Raw genomic sequence first — 18,028 nt, forward strand, 5'->3', positions numbered from 1 at the left:
GTCAGCTGGGGATGTTTTTTTTTATTATGCGCATGGGGTAGCTGCGTTGGGGTGCGGTTGTACGGGGCGATCACCGGACGGAGTGGGGGCGCCCGGTGAGCACCGGGCGCCCCTTCGCGTGTCTCCGCACCTGCTGCCGGTTCCTACTCCCGGTCCCGGTCGGGGAAGAGCGGGTTCTCCGGCTCCGTCGTCCCGCCGCCGCCCGTGGGCGGTTCGGTGGACGGGCTGTTCGACGGCGACTGCGACGGCGACTGGGAGGGCTCCTCGGTCGTCGGCGTCCCGGAGGACGGCTCCTCGGTCGTCGGCTCCTGGGTGGGCGACTCCTCCTGTGTCTCCTCCTGCGTCGGCGACTGGCTCGGCGACTGGCTGACCGACGGCGACCTGCTCGGCTTCACCGCGGCGCCCTGCTTGGTGTCGAGCTTGAACTTGGTGACCTCGTCCATGACGCCGAAGGTGTACGCCGCCCAGATCTCCGCGGGGAAGCCACCGCCGTTGACGCGGTAGTCGACGCCGCCGGCCTTGTACATCGGGACCTGCGGGTGCGGCGCCTTGTCGTCCTCGCCGAAGAGGCCGACCGAGGTGACCAGGTTGGGGGTGTAGCCGGTGAACCAGGCCGACTTGTTGTCGTCGGACGTGCCGGTCTTGCCGGCGACCACCTGGCCGTCGCGCAGCGGGTTCTCCCGTACGGACTTCCTGGCCGTACCGTCGTCGACCACGCCGGTGAGCACGGAGGTCACCGTGTCGGCGGCCTCCTTACTGATGATCTGCTCGCCGATGGCCTCGGGCATCTCGATGGTACGGTCCTTGTGCTCGACCGACTTGACGATCTGCGGGGTGACCTTCTTGCCGTGGTTGTCGAGGGTGGCGTAGACGCCGGCCATCTCCAGGGGGCTGGCCCCCATACTGCCCAGGGTCTGGGCGGGTACGGCCTGCTCGCCCTCAGTGTCCATGCCGAGTTCGCCCGCGACCTTCATGACCTCGGTCATGCCCACGTCGATGCCCATCTGGGCGAAGACGGAGTTGACGGACTTGTTCATCGCCTCCTGGACGTCGATGTCGCCGTAGCTCCTGTCGTCCTCGTTCGGGGGCGCGAAGCCGACCTTCTGGTCGCCGTCCATCACGGGGCGCCTGCTCGTGCCGTCGTACATGGTGTTGGCGGTGATCGGCACGCCGTCCTGGGTCTCGGCGTCCTGGTCGACGGCGGCGGCGAGGATCACCGGCTTGAAGGTGGAGGCGGGCTGGTAGTCGTCGCGGGTGGCGTTGTTCGTGTAGTGCTTCACGTAGTCCACGCCGCCGTACATCGCCAGGACCCCGCCCGTCTTCGGGTTGACGGACACGGCGCCGGCCTGGACATCGGCGTCGACGTCGCGCTTCTTCGGGTCGAGCTTGCTGGTGAGCTTGGCCTTGACCGACTTCTCCAGCGCGGCCTGCTTCTTCTTGTCGATGTTGAGGGTGACCGTGTAACCGCCGAGGTCCACCAGGGCCTTGGCCTGTTCCATGTCCTCGGCGGCGCCCTGGGCGACGAGCTGCTTCTTGAGCGAGTAGTTGGCGGCGTCCACCAGATATCCGGTCTGGCCCTCCATCCCGGCGGCGGCCTTGGGCTCCTTGGGCACCGGGAAGGTCATGCCCTTCCGCTCGCTCGCGCTCAGCCACTTCTGCTCGACCATGTTGTCCAGCACGTAGTTCCAGCGCTCCTGGGCCAGCTTCTTGCCGGTCTCGCTGGCGATCGCCCAGTCGTACTGGTTCGGGGCCTGGAGCAGCGCGGAGAGGTAGGCGCCCTGTTCGACCGTCAGGTCCTCGGCGTCGACGCGGTAGTACGCCTGGGCGGCGGCCTGGATGCCGTAGGCGCCGCGGCCGTAGTAGCTGGTGTTCATGTAGCCGGCGAGGATGTAGTCCTTGGACTTCTCCCGGTCCAGCTTCAGGGAGATGACCAGCTCCTTGAGCTTGCGGGAGACGGTCTGCTCCTGGGACAGGTAGTAGTTCTTGACGTACTGCTGGGTGATCGTCGAGCCGCCCTGCGCGCCCTTGCCGGAGAGCGTGTTGAGCACGCCGCGCGTGGTCCCCTTGAGGTCGACGCCCGCGTCCTCGTAGAAGGTCTTGTTCTCGGCGGCGACGAAGCTGCGCTGGACGTCCTTGGGCACCTTGGCCAGGTCGACGATCTCGCGGTTGCGCTCGCCCGTGCGGGCCATGACGCTGCCGTCGCTGTACTTGTAGACGTTGCTCTGGAGATCGGCCTCGGGGTTGCCCTCGGGGATGTCGATCACCATGTACAGCACGATGAAGGCGCCCATGCCGAGCAGGCAGAGGCCGAAGAACGTGCCGACGATCTTCTTCCAGGTGAACAGGCGGCGTATGCGGCCCTTCCCGCCGGCGCCCCCGCCCGCGCCCGACGAACGGCGGCGTTTGGGCGCCGCGCGGCGGCCACCGCGCTGTCGCGCTTTTCTCTCTTCCGCTCGTCCCATGGGTCCGATCCGCTCCGCTTCGGTCATCCGTGTGCACGTCTCGCTCACGCGTCACACAGGTTCGTCGCTCAGGTCAGCTCAGAAAGCTAACACCGGGAGATATGACAAACGGCTACCGATCCGGCCTTGTACGGACGTGAGAATCAGCACCCGTTCCCTAGGAACCGACGTACGAAGGGGGTTCAAGGTTGCTGTTCTCGGGTAAAGTGATATCACTTAGCTAGATCGAAGATAAGGGGGACCACCCATGTCCACGCACGATGCCCCGCAGGTCACCGCGGATGTGCCCGAGATGCCGGCACCTCGCGTCCGGGAGACCCAGGCCCACAGCATCGGCGGCGGCTTCGCGCTGCTGCTGGGGCTGGTCGGACTGCTCGTCGGCGCCGGCCTGATCGCCTCCGCCACGGCGGTCGGCTCCGCCGGCGGGAAGGCCGCCCTCATCATCGGGGGCGTCGTGATCGCCCTGGCGGCCTTCCTCGCGATGTGCGGACTGAACATGGTCGCGCCGGGCGAGGCCCGCGTGGTGCAGCTCTTCGGCCGGTACCGGGGGACGATCCGGCAGGACGGCCTGCGCTGGGTGAACCCCTTCACCTCGCGCACCAAGATCTCGACCCGGGTGCGCAACCACGAGACGGCCGTGCTGAAGGTCAACGACGCCTACGGCAACCCGATCGAGCTGGCCGCGGTCGTGGTGTGGCGGGTGGAGGACACCGCGCAGGCCACCTTCGAGGTGGACGACTACATCGAGTTCGTCTCCACCCAGACCGAGGCGGCCGTGCGGCACATCGCCATCGAGTACCCGTACGACGCCCACGAGGAGGACGGCCTCTCGCTGCGCGGCAACGCGGAGGAAATCACCGAGAAGCTCGCCGTCGAACTGCACGCGCGCGTGGAGGCGGCCGGCGTGCAGATCATCGAGTCCCGCTTCACGCACCTCGCGTACGCGCCGGAGATCGCCTCGGCGATGCTCCAGCGGCAGCAGGCCGGCGCGGTGGTCGCGGCGCGGCGGCAGATCGTGGACGGCGCCGTCGGCATGGTCGAGGCCGCGCTGGCCCGGATCAGCGAGCAGGACATCGTGGAACTGGACGACGAGCGGAAGGCGGCGATGGTGTCCAACCTGATGGTCGTGCTCTGCGGGGACCGCGCCGCCCAGCCGGTCCTGAACACGGGGACGCTCTACCAGTGACGGCCCCGTCCGAGGGCTCGCCGCCCGAGGGCCCCCCGTCCGGGGGCCCCCCGTCCGGGGGCCCCGCCCCGAAGCGCCGGCCGCAGCAGCGCAAGCAGGTACTGCTGCGGCTGGACCCCCAGGTGTACGAGGCACTCGCCCGCTGGGCGGGCGAGGACCTGCGCTCGGCCAACGCCCAGATCGAGTTCCTGCTCCGCAGGGCACTGGCGGAGGCCGGCCGGCTGCCCGGCGACGCGGGGCCGCTGCCCCGCAGGGGCCGCCCGCCGAGAGGCGGCCCGGGGGCGGCGCCACCGCCGTGACCGACCCCGACGCCCTGTGACAGACGCCCTGTGACAGACGCCGGGAAGCCGCGCCGCCGCACCTCGCGGAGGCGCGGCTTCCGTCGTTTCGGAACCGTGACAAACGGCTCCGACCTGCGGCCCCGTACCCCCGGGCACGAACTCTCCACAGGGCGTATACATGCGGCGTATACACCGTGTGTAGAGTGCTCCGCATGTCCATCGGTCACACCCTCCTGGGGCTCCTGGAGTCGGGGCCGCGCCACGGTTACGACCTGAAGCGCGCCTTCGACGAGAAGTTCGGTCACGACCGGCCGCTCCACTACGGCCAGGTCTATTCGACGATGTCCCGCCTGCTGAAGAACGGCCTCGTCGTCGTCGACGGCATAGAGGCGGGCGACGGTCCCGAGCGCAAGCGGTACGCCATCACCGACGCGGGGATCACCGACGTACAGCGGTGGCTCGCCACGCCGGAGAAGCCCGAGCCGTACCTCCAGTCGACGCTGTACACCAAGGTCGTCCTCGCGCTGCTCACCCACCGCGACGCCGCCGACATCCTCGACACCCAGCGGTCGGAGCACCTGCGCAGCATGCGCATCCTCACCGACCGCAAGCGCAAGGGCGACCTCGCCGACCAGCTCGTCTGCGACCACGCCCTGTTCCATCTGGAGGCCGACCTGCGGTGGCTGGAGCTGACCGCGGCGCGTCTCGACAAGCTCCGTGAGGCGGTGGCCCGATGACTCCCCCCGCAGGTTCCCTGCTCTCGGCCGAACAGCTGCGCAAGGCGTACGGCCCCACCCTCGCCCTCGACGGCGCGGAGTTCTCCATCCACCCCGGCGAGGTCGTCGCCGTCATGGGCCCCTCCGGCTCCGGCAAGTCGACGCTGCTGCACTGCCTCGCCGGCATCGTGCCGCCCGACTCGGGGACGATCACGTACAACGCGCGTGAGCTGTCCGCGATGAGCGACTCCGAGCGCAGCGCCCTGCGCCGCTCCGACTTCGGGTTCGTGTTCCAGTTCGGCCAGCTCGTGCCGGAGCTGACCTGCGTCGAGAACGTCGCCCTCCCGCTCCGCCTGAACGGCACCTCCCGCAAGGAGGCCGAGCGGGCCGCGCTGTCCTGGATGGAGCGGCTGGAGGTCGACGACCTGCGCAAGAAGCGGCCCGGCGAGGTCTCCGGCGGCCAGGGCCAGCGGGTCGCGGTGGCGCGGTCCCTGGTCACCAACCCCCGCGTGCTCTTCGCCGACGAGCCGACCGGCGCGCTGGACTCCCTCAACGGCGAGCGCGTGATGGAGCTCCTCACGGACGCCGCGCGCTCCACCAACGCGGCCGTGGTCCTGGTCACGCACGAGGCGCGGGTGGCGGCCTACTCCGACCGCGAGATCGTCGTACGGGACGGCAAGTCCCGGGACATGGAGCGCGTCGTATGAACCTGCGCCAGTGGGCCGCGGACCTGATGCTGGGCGTCCGCTTCGCCTTCACCGGCGGCCGCGAGGGGTGGACCCGGGCCGCGCTGACGGCCGTCGGCGTCGGCCTCGGCGTGGCGCTGCTCCTGCTGACGACGGCCGTCCCGAACGCGCTCGAGGTCCGGCACGAACGGGAGAGCGCCCGTACCGACTTCAACTTCTCCCTGGAGCGGATACCGAAGGCCGACGACACCCTCGTGGTCGCCGACGTCGACACCGACTTCCGGAACGACGACGTGCGGGGCCGGGCGCTGGAGCCCGAGGGTCCGCGGGCACCGCTGCCGCCGGGTCTGGAGGAGTTCCCGGCCGTCGGCGAGATGGTGGTCTCCCCCGCGCTGAAGGAGCTGCTGGAGTCGGACTCGGGCGCGCTGCTGCGTGAGCGGCTGCCGGACCGGATCGTCGGCACCATCGGGGAGAGCGGGCTGATCGGCTCGAGTGAACTCGCCTTCTACCGGGGCGGCGACGAGCTGGCTCCGCGGATCGACGGCAGCATGGTCACCCGTATCGACCGGTTCGGGGACCCGGATCCGACCGAGGAGGAGTCCGACCCGGTGCTCCTCCTGCTGATCCTGGTCGTCTTCGTGGTGCTGCTGATGCCGGTCGCGGTGTTCATCGCCGCGGCCGTGCGGTTCGGCGGCGAGCGGCGGGACCGGCGCCTTGCGGCGCTCAGGCTGGTGGGTTCCGACAGCCGCATGACCCGGCGGATCGCCGCCGGTGAGGCACTGGCGGGCGCGGTGCTCGGGCTGGTCTTCGGCGCCGGGTTCTTCCTGGTCGGGCGCCAGCTCGCGGGCTCGGCCGAGGTGTTCGACATCAGCGTGTTCCCGAGCTATCTGAACCCGTCTCCGCTGCTGGCGCTGCTGGTCGCGGTGGCGGTGCCGGCGGCGGCGGTGCTGGTGACGCTGCTCGCGCTGCGCGGGGTGGTCATCGAACCGCTCGGCGTGGTCCGCTCGGGGCGGCCGGCCCGGCGCCGGCTGTGGTGGCGGCTGCTGCTGCCGCTGGCCGGACTGGCGCTGCTCTACCCGATGATCGGCAACGGGCGCGAAGGCGGTGACTTCAACCAGTACATGGTCACCGGCGGTGTGGTCCTGCTGCTGGTCGGCGTGACCGCGCTGCTGCCGTGGATCGTGGAGACGGTCGTGGCGCGGCTCGGCTCCGGCGGGGTGGCCTGGCAACTGGCCGTGCGCAGGCTGCAGATGAGCAGCGGTACGGCGGCCCGCATGGTCAACGGCATCGCGGTGGCCGTCGCCGGGGCGATCGCGCTGCAGATGCTCTTCACCGGCGTGGACGGCGACTACACCAAGCCCACCGGGCAGGACGTGTCGCAGGCGCAGATGGAGGTGCAGCTGCCGAGCGACGTGCCGGTGGCCCCGGCCGCCGAGAAGCTGCGGGACACCAAGGGCGTGAAGGCGGTCTACGACTACTCCGAGGGCTGGATCGGCGACCGTGCCCGGGAACCGGAGAACGGCACCACGCTGACCGTGGGCAACTGCGCGTCGCTGCGGGAGATCGCCCACGTGGGCTCGTGCGCGGACGGGGACGTGTTCGTCGTCCAGGGTGCCGAGTGGGACGGCGACGTGGACCCCACGAAAATGGCCGTGGCGGGCCGGAAGCTGTACGTCGACCCGTCCTACGAGGGCGGCCCGAAGAGCAAGGAGGTCCCCTGGACGGTGCCGCAGGGCGTGAAGACGGCGAAGCCGCGGGTCGGGCTGCTGGCCGGGATCGACCGGGGCGGGTTGCTGCTCACGCCGAAGGCGATGACGGCCGCGATGGCTCCCGCCCTCAGCGGGCACGCCTATCTCCGGCTCGACGAGTCGGTGCCGGACGTGAAGGACTACGTCCGGAACACCACGGAGGCCGTCCATCCGCTGGCCGACGCCGTGACGTGGTCCGCGACGGAGCGCACCGACCGGTTCGACGCCATCCGCACCGGGCTGTTCGTCGGGGCGAGCTGTGTGCTGGCGCTGATCGGTGCCAGTCTGCTGATCTCGCAGCTGGAGCAGTTGCGCGAGCGCAAGAGGCTCCTGTCGGCCCTGGTCGCCTTCGGCACCCGGCGCCGCACACTGAGCCTGTCGGTGCTGTGGCAGACGGCGATCCCCATCGCGCTGGGCCTGCTGCTGGCCTCGGTGGTCGGCCTGACCCTGGGCACCGTCCTCCTGAAGATGACGGACACCCCGGTCCGCGTCGACTGGACCGGCGTCCTCTCCATGACCGGCATCGGCGCGGCGGTCGTCCTGGCGGTGACCCTGTGCAGCCTGCCTCCGCTGCTGCGGCTGATGCGGCCGGAGGGGTTGCGCACGGAGTAGCTGCGCGGGCTGGGCGGGGGGTCCGTGTCCACGGGGCACGGACCTCACGCGTGCCCGGGCCCGCACGACGTACGGGATGCGCGGGGCCTCAGGCGGCGACCGTCCGTACCGGCAAGTCCCCCATCGCCTCCCTCAGTGCCGCGGCCAGCTCCTCGTACTCCGCGCTGCGGGCCGCGCCCGTGCGCATGGTGAGGGCGATGCGGCGGGTCGGGGCCGGGGCGGTGAAGGAGGCGGTGAGGAGCTGGGTGGAGCGGGAGGTCTCCACGCGGACCGCGGTGCGGGGCAGCAGGGTGACTCCGAGGCCGCCCGCCACCAGCTGGACCAGGGTGGACAGACCGGCGGCCGTGGTCGTCGCGGGGACACCCGCGCGGCCCGCCTCCCGGCAGATGTCCAGCGCCTGGTCGCGCAGGCAGTGGCCCTCGTCGAGCAGCAGCAGGTTCAGCTCGCGCAGCACCGAGCGGTCGATGCCCTCCCGGCCGCCGAGCCGGTGGTCGAGCGGGGTGACGAGGACGAAGTCCTCGTCGAAGAGGGGGAGTTCCGTGACGCCGGGCACGCCGAGCGGGACGGCGAGCAGCAGCAGGTCGAGGCGGCCGGTGGTGAGGCCGTCCAGGAGGCTCGCGGTCTGCTCCTCGTGGACCTGGAGGTCGAGGTCGGGGTAGCGGTCGTGGACGAGGCGCAGCACCGTCGGCAGCAGGTACGGCGCCACGGTCGGGATGACGCCGAGCCGCAGCGCGCCGGTGAACGGCGCCCGTACCGCCTCCGCCTCCTCCAGCAGCGCGCCGACCTCCGCCAGTACCGCCTTCGCCCGCACCGCGAGCCGTGCGCCGGCCGGCGAGAGCAGCACCTTGCGCGTCGTACGCTCCAGGAGCGTGACACCCAGTGCCTCCTCCAGCGCGGAGACGGCGCCCGAGAGCGCGGGCTGGCTCATCCCGATCGCCGCGGCGGCGTCGCGGAAATGCAGGTGCTCCGCGACCGCGTCGAAAGCCCGCAGCTGGGCGAGGCTGGGCTGCCTCTTCTTACCGGACACTAATAGCCACCTCCGATCAACTCGACCGAGTGTAGCTATTTCACTAATCAATGCACCCTGTGCCAACATCAAGAACGTCCAACCCATGGGAAACACCAGTAAAACGGGTGTTTCCTCGCTGCAAGGAGAGCGCGTGCTCACTGTCGGTGACAAGTTCCCCGAGTTCGATCTGACCGCCTGCGTCTCGCTGGAGAAGGGCGAGGAGTTCCAGCAGATCCACCACAAGACCTACGAGGGTCAGTGGAAGGTCATCTTCGCGTGGCCCAAGGACTTCACCTTCGTGTGCCCGACCGAGATCGCCGCCTTCGGCAAGCTGAACGACGAGTTCGCCGACCGCGACGCCCAGGTCCTCGGCTTCTCCGGCGACTCCGAGTTCGTCCACCACGCCTGGCGCAAGGACCACGACGACCTGCGTGACCTGCCCTTCCCGATGATGGCGGACTCCAAGCACGAGCTGATGCGCGACCTCGGCATCGAGGGCGAGGACGGCTTCGCCAAGCGCGCCGTGTTCATCGTGGACCAGAACAACGAGATCCAGTTCTCCATGGTGACCGCCGGCTCGGTCGGCCGTAACCCCAAGGAGGTCCTGCGGGTCCTCGACGCCCTGCAGACCGACGAGCTCTGCCCGTGCAACTGGAGCAAGGGCGACGAGACCCTCGACCCGGTCGCGCTGCTCTCGGGAGAGTGAGCTGACATGTCCCTCGACTCCCTGAAGTCCGCCGTCCCGGACTACGCCAAGGACCTGAAGCTCAACCTGGGCTCGGTCATCGGCAACTCCGACCTCCCGGCGCAGCAGCTGTGGGGCACCGTGCTGGCGACCGCCATCGCCTCGCGCTCCCCCATCGTGCTGCGCGAGCTGGAGCCGGAGGCGAAGGCCAACCTCACGCCGGAGGCGTACAAGGCCGCCAAGTCGGCCGCCGCCGTGATGGCGATGAACAACGTCTTCTACCGCACCCGGCACCTGCTGTCGGACCACGAGTACGGCACCCTGCGCGCCGGTCTGCGGATGAACGTCATCGGCAACCCGGGCGTCGACAAGGTCGACTTCGAGCTGTGGTCCTTCGCGGTGTCCGCCATCAACGGCTGCGGCATGTGCCTGGACTCGCACGAGCAGGTGCTCCGCAAGGCCGGTGTGGACCGCGAGACGGTCCAGGAGGCGTTCAAGATCGCCGCCGTGGTCGAGGCCGTCGGCGTCACGCTGGACGCCGAGGCGGTCCTGGCCGACCAGTAGTCCCGCCACGCGGCACACACGCGACGGGCCCCGTCCACCTTCCGGTGGGCGGGGCCCGTCGCGTCGTCGGGACCGTCGTGCCGCCGGGACCTACGCCGGGGAGGCGTCCGACTGCGGCTCCACCTCCGGCGGCGGCGGCTTCGGCGGCGGATCCGTCGCCGGTGAGGCGTCCATGGCGGTCGCCCCGCGCGGCTTGGGCGCCTGCCGTACGGCGGCCTCGCGGGAGTACGCCCGCAGGTAGCCCACGACGGTGTTCGTCACCGCCACCAGCGGTACGGCGACCACCGCGCCGCCGATGCCGGCCACCATGCCGCCGGCGGCCACGGACAGCACCACGGCCAGCGGGTGGACCCGCACCGCGCGCCCGAGGATGAACGGCTGGAGGATGTGCCCCTCGATCTGCTGCACCGCCAGCACCACCACGAGGGTCATGACCGCCGCGAACACGCCCTGCGTCACGAGCGCCACGACGACCGCGAGCGCCCCCGAGATCACCGCGCCGACGAGCGGGATGAAGGCGAACAGGAAGATGAACACGGCCAGCGGCACGGCCATCGGCACGTCGAGGAAGTAGATGCCGAGGCCGATGAAGATGGCGTCGATCAGCGCCACGATCACCGTGCCCCGCACGTACGCCGTCAGCGTCCGCCAGGCGCGCGGGCCGGCCCCGGCCACGCCCGGCCGGGCCGCCGCGGGCACCAGCTTCAGCGTCCACTGCCAGATGCGCTTGCCGTCGTAGAGCAGGAAGAGCGTCGAGAAGGCGGCCAGCAGGATGCCGGTGAGCGCCTCGACGACGACCGTGACGCCCTCCAGACCGGCGGACGTTATCTGGTCGGTGTTGGCGCCGACCGCCTCGCGCAGGTTCGCGGCGATCTCGTTGATCTGCTTGTCGGTGACGTGGAAGGGGCTGTTCAGCAGCCAGTTGCGCAGTTCGTCGATGCCGTCCTGGACCTGGTCGGAGAGGTTGTCGATGTTCTCCATGACCTGCCAGGTGACGAACCAGCCGATCAGACCCATCACCACGAACCCGAGGATCGCGGTGAGGGCGGTGGCCGGCCCGCGCGGCACCCCGTGGCGGCGCAGCCACGCCACGGCCGGCTGGAGCAGCGCCGTGATCAGCAGGGCGGCGACGAACGCCAGCACCACCAGCTGTACGGCGCTGATGACCCGCATGAGCACCCACACGGTGCCGGCCAGGACCAGCAGCCGCCACCCGGCCTCCGCGGCGACCCGTACGCCCCAGGGCACGGCCTGCGCGGGGTCGGGGCGGTCACGGACCACGACCGCGTGGTGCGTGGCGGCGTACTCCTGCGCCGCGTCCTCGAGGGACGGGGACTCCTGGTCGGAGGCCGCCGCCCGCCGGTCGTCGGCGGCGTCCCGCCGCGCTTCCTGGCGGCGCTGCTCCAACCGCCCGCTCATCTGCGTCAGTCCGGCCCCGAGCCGGCCGAGCCACCCTGGCACTCGCGACATGATCCGTCCTCTTCCCCCGTCTTTCCCCACCACTCCCCCCTGGAGTCGTCCGGTCCGACCGTACAGGGCGGCAACGCGAAAGCCCCTCACCGTAGGACGGGGAGGGGCTGCGCGAGGTTGAGCGGTGTCCGCGCCGGGCGGACGGCGGGCTCAGTACCAGTGGTTGGCCTGCCAGAAGGCCCAGGCCTCACACGGGCTGCCGTAGCGGTTGTCCATGTAGCTGAGGCCCCACTTGATCTGGGTGGCCGGGTTGGTGCGCCAGTCGGCGCCCGCGGAGGCGTACTTGCCCGCGGGGAGCGCCTGGAAGAGACCGTAGGCACCGGATGAGGGGTTGACGGCCTGGTAGTTCCAGCTGGACTCGTGGTCCACGATGTTGCTGAAGCACTGGAACTGGCCGCTGGGCACCATCTGACGGGCCATCGCCTGGATCTGGCCGGTGCTGTAGGAGCTCTGGACGGCGAAGCTGCTGGAGTCGCGCTGGGCGTCGCGACTGGCCGCCTCCTTCTCCTCCTCGCGCTTCTTGGCGGCTTCCTCGGCCGCCTGCTTGGCCTTCTCCTGCTTGGCCACGGCGGTCTTGGCGGCTGCCTTGCGGGCGGCTTCCTCGGCGCCCTTCTTGGCGCTCGCGTCCGCGGCGATGGCCTGCACGTCGGCCTGCTGAGTCAGGGACGCGGTCTGCACCTGCGCCTGCTCACCCATGGGGATGTCCGCGAGCAGCGTCGTGCCGGCTGCCGTCGCCTCCGCGTCGTTGTTCTGCGCGGTGCTGCCCGAGGCAACTCCGACGACGCTTCCGACAGCGGTGACCGCCGTGGCCGAGGCCACTGCGAATCCCCGGACCGAGATCCGGCTCACACGGTTTCCTTCCAGCATCGCCCGCTTCGGTGACCCTCGCGGACGCAATCGTGCCCCTGGCGCTGGCCTCCTCAACTACTGGTCACGGGAGGCACGGGCCCGGTGGACAACTCCCCTCGCGGAGAGCGCCGTGTGGTGCTCGGGCGGCATACGACGCTGCTATGGAGTTGAGGCTGGTGCTTCTGTGGTGCCGTACCGCTGGGGGTACAGGTGTGTCGTATGCGGGGCCTGACAGGAATGAGACTCTGCCGTAACCCGACGGGGTGAGGCAATTCTGCGTTGCGTGTGAAAGCTCACATCCCGTTTGGCTCAAGGGATTTTCGGAAACGCACACACGCCACGGCGCCGCCCGGCTAGGCTCTTGGCCTTTCCGGACGGCGCCGACTGTCGGGTAACCGGCCCGTGTCGGGTCGGAGTTCTCGGATGGGTCAGATGTGACCGTCCTCCAGCATTTCGGTCACAAGCGCCGCGATCTGGGACCTCTCGGAACGCGTCAGGGTGATGTGCGCGAAGAGCGGATGCCCCTTCAGCTTCTCGACCACGGCGACGACTCCGTCGTACCTCCCCACCCGCAGGTTGTCCCGCTGGGCCACGTCGTGGGTCAGTACGACCCGTGAGTTGGCGCCGACCCGGGACAGCACGGTCAGCAGGACGTTCCGCTCCAGGGACTGGGCCTCGTCCACGATGACGAACGCGTCGTGCAGCGAGCGCCCGCGGATGTGGGTGAGCGGCAGGACCTCCAGCATCCCGCGCGCGGTGACCTCCTCGATGACCTCGCGGCTGGTGACCGCCGACAGCGTGTCGAAGACCGCCTGTGCCCAGGGGCTCATCTTCTCGGCCTCGGACCCCGGCAGATAGCCGAGCTCCTGCCCGCCGACCGCGTAGAGGGGACGGAAGACCATCACCTTCTGGTGCTGCCGGCGCTCCAGGACCGCTTCCAGCCCCGCGCACAGCGCCAGCGCCGACTTGCCGGTGCCGGCCCGGCCGCCCATCGACACGATGCCGACGTCCGGGTCGAGGAGCAGGTCGAGCGCGATCCGCTGCTCGGCGCTGCGGCCCTTGATGCCGAACGCCTCCCGGTCGCCGCGCACCAGCCGGACGTTCCCGTCGGGCGCGACCCGGCCGAGGGCCTTGCCGCGCTCCGACTGGATGGTCAGACCGGTGTGCACGGGCATCTCGGCGGCCTCGGGGACGTAGACGTGCCCCTCCTCGAAGAGGATGTCCACCTGCTCGCCGGGCAGCGTCAGTTCGGACATTCCGGTCCAGCCGGAGGCGTCCGTGATGGCCAGCTCGGCGCGGTACTCCTCGGCGAGCAGACCGACGGAGGACGCCTTGATCCTGAGCGGGAGATCCTTGGACACGACGGTGACGTCGAACCCCTCCGCCTGCAGATTGCGGGCGACCGCGAGGATGCGGGAGTCGTTGTCCCCCAGGCGGTAGCCGGTGGGCAGCACGCTGGGGTCCGAGTGGTTGAGCTCGACACGGACGGTGCCGCCGAGGTCCCCGATCGGAATGGGGGCGTCGAGACGACCGTGCCGGACCCGGAACTCGTCGAGCAGGCGCAGGGCCTGCCGGGCGAAGTAGCCGAGTTCGGGATGGTGCCGTTTGGCCTCCAGCTCCGTGACCACGACGATGGGGAGCACGACCTCGTGCTCGTCGAAGCGGTGCAGAGCGTTCGGGTCGGCCAGCAGGACGCTGGTGTCGAGAACGTAGGTGCGCCGATCTGGCTTGTGGCGCTTTGTGCTGGTCACCACGGAAGGACGTACCCCCTCGGATGAGGTCGGGGAGCGACGGAGTGGACGCTGGGCCGGGAGGGCGGTAACGAGCCGACCGGTCGAGGGCCTGCGTCCGGCAGGCCCTTGGGGCCGCCCTGCACTGGCGCGGACCGTGGGCCGGTCCTCCGCCGCGTCTTCCGTGCCGTGACCGCACGGTGGGGCTGGTGCAAAGGGCCTCCCGGGCGGACGGCTCCGTGCCGTCCGCTGAGGATCCGACACCCGTGGTTCGGGCGTCGACCTGCTTGCCTTATGCCCTGGAAAGAGCGCCGCCATGCCACGACCCAGGAGGGCGCACCGGTGAACTCCTCGTTACGGGAGTCCCGCAGGGAGCGCGCAGGGAGCCCGCGACGGGAGCGCGGCCGACGGGCAGAAAAAAACGGGCCGGTCCGTGGGGGGGATACGGACCGGCCCGAGGGGGGGTTTCCACCATAACCCTTTGTAAGTGATGCTGCGTGCATCGGCGTGCCACAACTACTCTCCGGAGTCGGCCAGCGACGCCAAGATGCCCCCGGAAGCGCTCATTCCGCCCTGAATCATGGCCAAAACACAGCCGCCCCCCGGGCGCACACCGGATACACAGCGCATACACCACGGATTCACAGGTGAGCGGAGTGACGAGAGGGCCGACCCCAGGGCCGCCCCCCCCATCCCCCGACCGGGTGACGCGCGGGGCGCGCGCCCGCTTGACCCGGCACCGCGCAGCCCCCTCCTCTGCGCGGTGCCACACGCGCAGCTTTGCTCACGCGAATTACCTGGCTCGAATTTACGTGACCCGGCCGTGCGGAACGGACCCGAGGAGGACAACGATGAATAACGATGTGGACACCCTGTGGGGATCGGCGGGCGATTTCGTACCCTCGCTCCGGCCACCGCGACCTTTGCGAAGGCACGCCCCATACGCCCGGATAGCTCCCACCCCACCCCGACCCACTGGGACGAGAACCGTCCTACTACTCCCCTAACGTCACCTCATGACGAAGACGACGCGGATCACTTGGGCCGCCGCGAGCGCACGGCGCCTCGAACGACAGTTCCTGGCCAAGTCCGCCCGGACGGGCACCCCGGCCGCCGACGTGGCCGCCGCGATGCTCGGCGTCCACGCCCAGGTCCTGTCCGCGGCCGAACTGTCGGTCGGTCTGCGGACCGAGGACATCACCCGAGTGGACGTACGGAACGCCTTGTGGCCGGCCGCCCCGCCCACCACGCCCGGCCCGGCGGCCCCGTCACTGATCAAGACGCACGGCCCGCGCGGCACGGTGCACCTGCTCCCGGCCCGCGACCTCCCGATGTGGTGCGCCGCGCTGCCCGCGATCCCCGACGGCTCGGGTTCCTTCGCGCCCGACGTACGCCTCACCGACGACCAGGCCGAGCAGGTCGTGACGGCGATCGGCGACGCGCTCGACGGCAGGTTCCTGACCATCGACGAACTCGGCGAGGAGGTCGTCGCCCGCACCGGTCCCTGGGCCGGCGACCTGGTGATGCCGGCGTTCCAGACCATGTGGCCGCGCTGGCGCCAGGTCCTGCACCGGGCGGGCCACTGCGGCGCCCTCTCCTTCGGCCCCAACCGCGGCCGCAAGGTGACGTACACCCGCCCACCGCACTTCACCCCGCTCCCGCCCGAGGAGGCGACGCGCCTCCTGGTCCGCCGCTACCTGCGGGCGTACGGCCCCGCCACACCCCAGTACTTCGCCCGCTGGCTGGCCGCGCCGCCCGCCTGGGCGAGGGGCCTGTACGACGAGCTGGCCGGCGCGGGCGAGATCGAGGAGGTCGACTTCGAGGGAACGCCGGCGTGGGTCGCGGCCGGCGACACCGACTTCCCGGCCGCCCCGGAGCGGGACGACCTGGTACGCGGGGTACGCCTGCTCCCGTACTTCGACGCGTACGTCATCGCCGCCCAGCCACGGGAGCTGCTCTTCCCCGGCGCGGCCTACGAGCGGGCGCTCGCGGGCGGGCAGGCCGGCAACTTCCCCGTACTGCTGGTCGACGGCGTCGCTGCGGGCGTCTGGCACCAGCTGCGCCGGGGCCGCCGGACGACGGTCACGGTGGAACCGCTCGGCCGCCTGACGGCACGGCAGGAACGGGAACTGGCGGTGCGGGCGGAACGGGTGGGGGCGGTCCTGGAGGCGCGTGCGGAGCTGGTGATCGGAGAGGTACGGGTGGGAGCGCACGCATGAAGGCGGGCGCAACGGCCGTCGAAGATGAACTCACTCGAAGATGAACTCAACTGGCGTGCGGCTTGCGCAGGTCGAAGAGGTGCCGGGCGCTGTGCGCCACGAAGGGCCCCTCGGCCTCGATGCGCTCGTGCAGGTCGCGCAGCCGGTCGCGGTACTCCTCGACGGTGAAGCCGGGGACCATCCAGACGACCTTGCGCAGGAAGTGGACGACGGCGCCGACATCGAGGAACTCCATCCGCAGCCGCTCGGCCCGCAGACCGACGACCTCGAGCCCGGCGGCCTCGGCGTCGGCACGCTCGCGCTCGGGGTCGCGGTGGCCGTAGCTCTCCTGGGGCAGCGGCCCCAGAAAGTACTCGATCAGCTCGAAGACACTGGCGGGACCGACGTGCTGGGCGAAGTACGTACCGCCGGGCGCGAGTACGCGGGCGATCTCGTCCCAGTGCGGCTGGACCGGGTGCCTGCTGACGACGAGATCGAAGGCGCTGTCGGCGAAGGGCAGGGGCGCGTCGTCGGGCGAGGCGACGACGGGGACACCGCGCGGCCGGAGCAGCCGGGTGGCCTTGGCGACGTTGGGCGCCCAGCCCTCGGTGACGACGACGAGCGGGGGCCGGCGCTCGGCACCGCTCTGCTGGAGGGCGAAGTCCAGTACCTCCCCTCCCCCGGTCTGCACGTCCAGCACCGCGGTGGCCTCGGCCAGCCGCCCCGCCATGGACGACGCGTACCCCCACGACGGCCGCGCCTCGGTGGCCCGCCCCTCGAACCAGGAGAAGTCCCACCCTTCGGTGGACACGGAGGCGCCTTCGTCGAGCAGCTCGTCGAAGGTACGGGGGTGAGGCTGGGAGGACATGCGGGCGAATCCGTTCAATGAGCTGGGGACAATTACGAAGATTGGGCGGAGAAGGCGGGCTACTTCACCAGGGGCCGGACATCCTCGGCGGCGAACCGCACGAACGCCTCCGGGTCGGGCTCGTCCCCGGTCGGCTGGAGGATCACGGTGTCGGCCCCGGCCTCGGCCAACCGCCGCACGGCCTCGGCAACGGCCTCCGCGTCCCCCGCGACCCCGAGACCGGGCACGTCGACGTCGCCCTCGGCGACCAGTTCGGCCCGCAGCCGCTCGGCCGCGCCGGACCCGGTGGCGGTGAGGAGATAGACGACGACCGTGTGCGCGTCCGTCCGCCCGGCGGCCTCCCGCCCCTCGTCGATGAGCCGCCGGGCCCGTCGGACTCCGTCGGGCGGGGTGGACGCCGTGAGCACGGTCCCGTCGGCGGCCTCACCGGCCAGCCGCAGCGAACGGGGCCCGGTGGCGCCGGCGAACACGTCGACGGTTCCGGCGGGCGGCCAGTCGAGCGCGACGTCGTCGAGCCGGACGTAGCGCCCTTCGGTCGTCAGCCGCTGTCCGTCCAACAGGCCCCGAAGAGCGAGCAGATACTCGCGCAGCAGAGTCACGGGCGACTCGACCCGCGCCCCCACCTGCCCCATCCAGTCCTGCACCCCGTGCCCGACGCCGAGAACGGCCCGGCCGGGGAACATCCGGTGCAGGGTGGCGGCCTCCATCGCGGTGATGGCCACGTTGCGCAGGGGCACGGGGAGCAGTCCGACCCCGACCCGGACCCGCTCGGTCCACGCGAGCGCGGCGGCGACGGTGGAGATCCCGCCCTCCCGGAAGCAGTCCTCCCAGAGCCACAGCTCCTCCAGCCCGGCCTCATCGGCGACACGCGCCACGGAACGCAGCCGCTCGGGGGCGAGCTGGGGGCGGAATACGGCACCGAGTCCAGTCATGCCCCTCTTCCTACCTGTGCCCCGCCCCACCG

General features: G+C 70.8%; 15 protein-coding genes. 8 read left to right on the top strand and 7 right to left on the bottom strand.

Annotated features, from left to right (window positions below; translation table 11 throughout):
• Positions 1-143 precede the first annotated feature (143 nt).
• Positions 144-2,462 (bottom strand): transglycosylase domain-containing protein, encoded by a 2,319-nt coding sequence (locus ACFC1X_RS36455; RefSeq protein WP_376362687.1) that lies wholly within the window; start codon positions 2,460-2,462, stop codon positions 144-146.
• A 247-nt stretch (positions 2,463-2,709) separates the two neighbouring features.
• Between ACFC1X_RS36455 and ACFC1X_RS36460 the strand changes: the two genes are divergently transcribed.
• From ACFC1X_RS36460 to ACFC1X_RS36480, 5 genes are all read left to right on the top strand, one after another.
• Positions 2,710-3,648, top strand: coding sequence for an SPFH domain-containing protein (locus tag ACFC1X_RS36460; RefSeq protein WP_376362689.1), 939 nt, complete (start codon positions 2,710-2,712; stop codon positions 3,646-3,648).
• Positions 3,645-3,947 carry a hypothetical protein gene (locus ACFC1X_RS36465; protein ID WP_376362691.1) on the top strand — a complete coding sequence of 101 codons (303 nt, stop codon included), beginning with the start codon at positions 3,645-3,647 and terminating at the stop codon, positions 3,945-3,947. The genes ACFC1X_RS36460 and ACFC1X_RS36465 overlap by 4 nt, the downstream gene beginning before the upstream one ends.
• Positions 3,948-4,141: 194 nt before the next feature.
• Positions 4,142-4,666, top strand: coding sequence for a PadR family transcriptional regulator (locus ACFC1X_RS36470; RefSeq protein ID WP_376362694.1), 525 nt, complete (start codon positions 4,142-4,144; stop codon positions 4,664-4,666).
• Entirely contained in the window at positions 4,663-5,352 is a 690-nt protein-coding gene (locus ACFC1X_RS36475) for an ABC transporter ATP-binding protein (protein WP_376362697.1), read from the top strand. Before ACFC1X_RS36470 ends, ACFC1X_RS36475 begins: the two co-directional genes overlap by 4 nt.
• A complete protein-coding gene (locus tag ACFC1X_RS36480; RefSeq protein ID WP_376362700.1) occupies positions 5,349-7,691 on the top strand; it encodes an ABC transporter permease in 2,343 nt (780 codons plus the stop codon). The genes ACFC1X_RS36475 and ACFC1X_RS36480 overlap by 4 nt, the downstream gene beginning before the upstream one ends.
• 88 nt (positions 7,692-7,779) lie before the next feature.
• Here ACFC1X_RS36480 and ACFC1X_RS36485 read toward each other — a convergent pair whose 3' ends face one another.
• The gene (locus ACFC1X_RS36485) at positions 7,780-8,718 is read right to left on the bottom strand and encodes a LysR substrate-binding domain-containing protein (RefSeq protein ID WP_376362703.1); all 939 of its coding nucleotides are present in this window, start codon (positions 8,716-8,718) and stop codon (positions 7,780-7,782) included.
• Between the two features lie 133 nt (positions 8,719-8,851).
• Between ACFC1X_RS36485 and ACFC1X_RS36490 the strand changes: the two genes are divergently transcribed.
• Positions 8,852-9,406, top strand: a complete 555-nt coding sequence (locus tag ACFC1X_RS36490) for a peroxiredoxin (protein ID WP_376362706.1) — start codon at positions 8,852-8,854, stop codon at positions 9,404-9,406.
• A 6-nt stretch (positions 9,407-9,412) separates the two neighbouring features.
• Complete coding sequence (locus ACFC1X_RS36495; protein WP_307014905.1) at positions 9,413-9,949, top strand: alkyl hydroperoxide reductase; 537 nt, start codon at positions 9,413-9,415, stop codon at positions 9,947-9,949.
• A gap of 90 nt (positions 9,950-10,039) precedes the next feature.
• Here the strand turns inward: ACFC1X_RS36495 and ACFC1X_RS36500 are convergent, their stop codons facing one another.
• From ACFC1X_RS36500 to ACFC1X_RS36510, 3 genes are all read right to left on the bottom strand, one after another.
• Entirely contained in the window at positions 10,040-11,419 is a 1,380-nt protein-coding gene (locus ACFC1X_RS36500) for an AI-2E family transporter (RefSeq protein WP_376362709.1), read from the bottom strand.
• Between the two features lie 150 nt (positions 11,420-11,569).
• Positions 11,570-12,268 (bottom strand): transglycosylase SLT domain-containing protein, encoded by a 699-nt coding sequence (locus ACFC1X_RS36505; protein ID WP_376362712.1) that lies wholly within the window; start codon positions 12,266-12,268, stop codon positions 11,570-11,572.
• Positions 12,269-12,696: 428 nt separating this feature from the next.
• Positions 12,697-14,022 (bottom strand): PhoH family protein, encoded by a 1,326-nt coding sequence (locus ACFC1X_RS36510; RefSeq protein ID WP_376362715.1) that lies wholly within the window; start codon positions 14,020-14,022, stop codon positions 12,697-12,699.
• Positions 14,023-15,014: 992 nt separating this feature from the next.
• On the opposite strand from ACFC1X_RS36510, the gene ACFC1X_RS36515 reads away from it, so the two are divergent.
• Positions 15,015-16,217: a winged helix DNA-binding domain-containing protein gene (locus ACFC1X_RS36515; protein WP_376362718.1), complete on the top strand. Its 1,203-nt coding sequence runs from the start codon at positions 15,015-15,017 to the stop codon at positions 16,215-16,217.
• A 46-nt stretch (positions 16,218-16,263) separates the two neighbouring features.
• On the opposite strand, the gene ACFC1X_RS36520 is transcribed toward ACFC1X_RS36515, so the two are convergent.
• Complete coding sequence (locus ACFC1X_RS36520; protein WP_376362721.1) at positions 16,264-17,064, bottom strand: methyltransferase domain-containing protein; 801 nt, start codon at positions 17,062-17,064, stop codon at positions 16,264-16,266.
• A gap of 59 nt (positions 17,065-17,123) precedes the next feature.
• Positions 17,124-17,996, bottom strand: a complete 873-nt coding sequence (locus ACFC1X_RS36525) for an LLM class flavin-dependent oxidoreductase (RefSeq protein ID WP_376362724.1) — start codon at positions 17,994-17,996, stop codon at positions 17,124-17,126.
• Between the last annotated feature and the right edge of the window lie 32 nt (positions 17,997-18,028).

This window comes from Streptomyces sp. NPDC056128 (assembly GCF_042263835.1).
GTDB lineage: Bacteria > Actinomycetota > Actinomycetes > Streptomycetales > Streptomycetaceae > Streptomyces.

Excerpts from the sequence above, each read along its gene's own strand:
- ACFC1X_RS36455 (WP_376362687.1), bottom strand. The coding sequence starts at position 2,462 with ATGGGACGAGCGGAAGAGAGAAAAGCGCGACAGCGCGGTGGCCGCCGC.
- ACFC1X_RS36460 (WP_376362689.1), top strand. The coding sequence starts at position 2,710 with ATGTCCACGCACGATGCCCCGCAGGTCACCGCGGATGTGCCCGAGATG.
- ACFC1X_RS36470 (WP_376362694.1), top strand. The coding sequence starts at position 4,142 with ATGTCCATCGGTCACACCCTCCTGGGGCTCCTGGAGTCGGGGCCGCGC.
- ACFC1X_RS36475 (WP_376362697.1), top strand. The coding sequence starts at position 4,663 with ATGACTCCCCCCGCAGGTTCCCTGCTCTCGGCCGAACAGCTGCGCAAG.
- ACFC1X_RS36480 (WP_376362700.1), top strand. The coding sequence starts at position 5,349 with ATGAACCTGCGCCAGTGGGCCGCGGACCTGATGCTGGGCGTCCGCTTC.
- ACFC1X_RS36495 (WP_307014905.1), top strand. The coding sequence starts at position 9,413 with ATGTCCCTCGACTCCCTGAAGTCCGCCGTCCCGGACTACGCCAAGGAC.
- ACFC1X_RS36500 (WP_376362709.1), bottom strand. The coding sequence starts at position 11,419 with ATGTCGCGAGTGCCAGGGTGGCTCGGCCGGCTCGGGGCCGGACTGACG.
- ACFC1X_RS36515 (WP_376362718.1), top strand. The coding sequence starts at position 15,015 with ATGACGAAGACGACGCGGATCACTTGGGCCGCCGCGAGCGCACGGCGC.
- ACFC1X_RS36520 (WP_376362721.1), bottom strand. The coding sequence starts at position 17,064 with ATGTCCTCCCAGCCTCACCCCCGTACCTTCGACGAGCTGCTCGACGAA.
- ACFC1X_RS36525 (WP_376362724.1), bottom strand. The coding sequence starts at position 17,996 with ATGACTGGACTCGGTGCCGTATTCCGCCCCCAGCTCGCCCCCGAGCGG.